The following is a 3817-nucleotide window of genomic DNA, read 5'->3' as shown; positions in this document are numbered from 1 at the left end:
GGACATTGCGCAAGAGCCTGAAATCAAAATAGAAGAGCAATTCGCCGATGTTGACTTGGTGAGCCAGCAAGCCAATCGGTTGTTGACGACAGGAGTGCTAGTCGTTGCCATGATTGGCCTATGGATGATTTGGCAGGACTTTTTCCCCGCGCTTCGCAGTAGCTTAGATTATGCACTCCCATTGACTGTGATGCGTGAAGTCGATGGTGTTATGCAAGCGACACCCTTGACGACGGCAGATTTACTGTTCGCGTTAGTGATGATCATGGTGACCGTGGTGATCGCGCGAAATCTTCCCGGATTTGTTGAAATGTTGCTGTTGAACAACAGTCGCATGGATCACGGATTGCGTTATGCCATTGTCACTTTAGTGCGTTATTCCATATGGATGATCGGCATCAGTGTCATCGCGACCAGCATCGGTTTTCGCTGGTCGGAAATTCAGTGGTTGGTCGCTGCCATCGGTGTCGGATTAGGTTTTGGCTTGCAGGAAATTGTGGCCAATTTTGTGTCCGGTTTGGTTTTGCTGTTTGAACGCCCCATCCGTGTCGGAGACACCGTAACGCTGGATACTGTCTCGGGCGTGGTGTCGAAAATTCGAATACGGGCAACCACCATTACCACCTTCGACCGGCAAGAATACTTGGTGCCCAACAAGGACTTGATCACTGGTCGAATGATCAACTGGACATTGAGTGACCGTATTAACCGGCTCAAAATAGAAGTCGGTGTGGCTTATGGCTCGGACTTGAACCAGGCGACCGAAATTCTTTTGGACATTGCCCGGAACCATCCAATGGTGATGGAAGAGCCAAAATCCGACGTGTTGTTTGTCGCGTTTGGCGACAATGCGATCATTCTGCAGTTGCGTGTCTTTTATGACAATCTGGAAAAACGTTGGGAGATTACCAATGCCATTGGCTATGAAATTTATCAGCGCTTCAACAAGGCAGGCATTGTCATTGCGTATCCTCAGCGGGATGTGCACTTGGATGTGACCGGCCCGATACCGGTTAAGGTGCTCCCGTCTGACCATGGCGACGGGAGCGAGTCATGAATTACGCTTTTTCGGGGACGGCCGCGAGCAAAGCTTTGGTGAAATCCCACACTTTGCCGACGTCCGCAATGCGAACGCGTTCATCTGGCGAGTGCGCGCCGGTGATGGTTGGGCCGTAAGAAATCATCTTCCAGCGTGGATAGACCGCCCCAAGCACGCCGCACTCCAATCCTGCATGAATGACTTTGGTTTCAGGCACTTTTCCGTAAAGACGTTGGTAGACATCTCTCGCGAGCGCTAAGAGTGGCGACTGCATGTCAGGCTGCCAACCCGGATAATCGTTGCTCTGTGTGACCGTCGCACCAATGGATTCGAACAGCGACTGAATGTGTGCGCAGAGCTCATCTTTGCGATGTTCGACGGAACTTCGCGCCGAAATTTCGATTCGCACTTCTTGTTCATCACTGGTGATGCGTGCGATGTTGTCAGAGGTTTCCACGACATTCGGCAGGTCTTCAATCATGCGGAGGACACCATTTGGGCATTTGGCGAGCGTGGTGATGAGCGTTTCGATAAAACCACGCTCGAAGACTGTGCCCGGGCGCGCAGCCGCGTTGATCTGGATTTGGATGTTTGGATCGATGTCACCGAACCGTTGGCGAAACTCGGCAGTCATAGTCTCGGCAAGGCGGCACAGTGCGTCAAAATTTTTATCCGGCACGGCCACATAGGTTGTGGCGTCTCTCGGAATGGCATTTCTTAAGCTACCGCCATCGAACTGTGCAACGTGAACATCGAGCTCAAGGGCGCGTTGTAAGAATTCATTGGTGAGCAGATTGGCGTTGGCCCGTCCCAAATGAATATCGACGCCAGAGTGTCCGCCTTTCAACCCGCCCACAATAATTTCAGCACCCACCATACCATCTGGTGTCGCCGTACGCTTTGCTGGTAGCCGAATCTCAATGTCTCGGCCGCCGGCACAGCCAACATACAGTTCGCCTTCTTCTTCTGTGTCGATATTGAAAAGCCAGTCACCTTTGAGAATGCCGGGCTGCAGACCGAGCGCGCCAGACATGCCGCATTCTTCGTTGACTGTGAATAGGCCTTCAACGGCAGGATGAGGGATGTCATCAGATTCGAGCACAGCGAGCGCAATGGCCACGCCAATGCCGTTATCAGCACCCAATGTAGTGCCATCTGCGGTGACCCATTCGCCGTCAATGTAGGCGCGGATCGGGTCTTTAGTAAAGTCGTGATCTATGTTGGGCAGTTTTTGCGCGACCATGTCCATGTGGCCTTGCATGACAACGCCAAGACGGCTTTCCATGCCCGGTGTTGCGGGCTTACGGACAATTAAATTGCCTGCGCTATCGATTTCATACGAAAGTCCTCGTTGTTCGGCCAACGAGATGATGTAATCGATAACGCCTTGCTCGTGATGAGATGGGCGTGGAATTTCACAGAGCTTGGCAAAATGTTTCCAAACCTGCTGCGGCGCTAATTTGGCAATTTCTGACACTGTCATTCCTCCAGAGAAAGTAAGACGAGCATTATACCCGGAAAGCGCGAGTACTCCAGAATGCTTAAGATTGAAACCGTTCGCGATTTTCCTGTTGTTTTTCGACGCTTTTTCTCAGCAAGACGTAGGCTGCTCCTGAGCCGCCATGCTGCGGTTGGGCAGAATGGAACGCCAGCACCAACCCGTTTTCCGCCAGTTGATGCAACCAATGATTGGTGAAGCTTTTTAGTTTGGCTGGCTCAGGTTGGCGTTCGCCTTTGCCATGGGTAATCAGGACCACACGCCGATCTTCGGCGATGCTTTGATGGATAAAACGCCACACTAGAGCTCGGGCTTCTTGGACGGTTTTGCGATGAAGATCGAGGCGAGCTTGTATCGGATACTTGCCCATCCGCAATTTGCGAAAGACTCCCTCCTGCACGCCAGGGCGTTTGTAGCTTAGCCACGCATGTGGGGCAATCGGTGTGATAAAATCCTCAGACAAGTAGTTTTTGTCTTGTCGAGTGGCCGCAAGCACCGCCTGCTCCCGGCGAATTTTGAGACTCTTCGCGCTCACTTTGGCTTGCGGGCGAATGATGACCTTGTCATTGGACGTGATCGGCTGAACGCCCTTGATGCTTTCGCGAAACAGGTCTTTGTCACTCACTCTGGCCTCCGTTTATTGAGACGGATCACTATAACACGGCCGACAAATCGTCACGTGATTCAGGTGGCCATGGCTGGATGCGAACTGTTAGCATAACATCAAATAATGAAGAGGCGATGTCCATGCAATTGTGGGACTCACGGCACTTTGAGCGCATTTTCGTTGACAATGTGCCTTTGCTGGATGTTCGAGCACCGGTGGAATTCGCCCAAGGTGCGTTTCCGTGCGCGGTCAACATGCCGATATTGACCGACAAGGAGCGAGAACAAGTTGGCATTTGTTATAAAACGCAAGGCCCTAAGGCTGCGGTGGCACTTGGTCACCAACTCGTGTCCGGTGAGGTCAAGTCATCGCGTGTTTCGGCGTGGCAGCGTTTTTTTGCCGAACATCCGCACGGCGCCTTGTATTGCTTTCGTGGTGGACAGCGCTCCCGCATTGCCCAACAGTGGTTACAGGAGATTGGCGTTTCGGTCCCTCGAATACAGGGCGGCTACAAAGCCATGCGTCGTTTTCTGATGACACGTTTGGCTGAGCTGTGTGCCAGCGACAACTTTGTGGTGATTGGAGGGCGCACCGGGACAGGCAAGACACGATTATTGCAAGCTTTTGCCAAAGCGGTGGACCTAGAGGCGGCGGCCAATCACCGCGGTTCGGC

General features: G+C 52.5%; 4 protein-coding genes. 2 read left to right on the top strand and 2 right to left on the bottom strand.

Annotated features, from left to right (window positions below):
• Nucleotides 1-1057: potassium transporter (locus tag D6694_04845; protein RMH45386.1), on the top strand; the 1057-nt coding region annotated here is incomplete at its 5' end.
• A 1-nt stretch (nucleotide 1058) separates the two neighbouring features.
• Here the strand turns inward: D6694_04845 and D6694_04840 are convergent.
• Nucleotides 1059-2522, bottom strand: coding sequence for an aminoacyl-histidine dipeptidase (locus D6694_04840; protein ID RMH45385.1), 1464 nt, complete (start codon nucleotides 2520-2522; stop codon nucleotides 1059-1061).
• A 58-nt stretch (nucleotides 2523-2580) separates the two neighbouring features.
• Complete coding sequence (gene smrA, locus D6694_04835) at nucleotides 2581-3162, bottom strand: DNA endonuclease SmrA (GenBank protein ID RMH45384.1); 582 nt, start codon at nucleotides 3160-3162, stop codon at nucleotides 2581-2583.
• A gap of 116 nt (nucleotides 3163-3278) precedes the next feature.
• On the opposite strand from smrA, the gene D6694_04830 reads away from it, so the two are divergent.
• Nucleotides 3279-3817 (top strand): tRNA 2-selenouridine(34) synthase MnmH (locus D6694_04830; GenBank protein RMH45383.1); only part of this gene is annotated, 539 nt, incomplete at its 3' end.

The organism is Gammaproteobacteria bacterium (assembly GCA_003696665.1).
In the GTDB taxonomy this organism is placed as follows: Bacteria; Pseudomonadota; Gammaproteobacteria; order Enterobacterales.
Note: the sequence above shows the minus strand (reverse complement) of the source record. Positions and strands in the feature narration are given on the sequence as shown.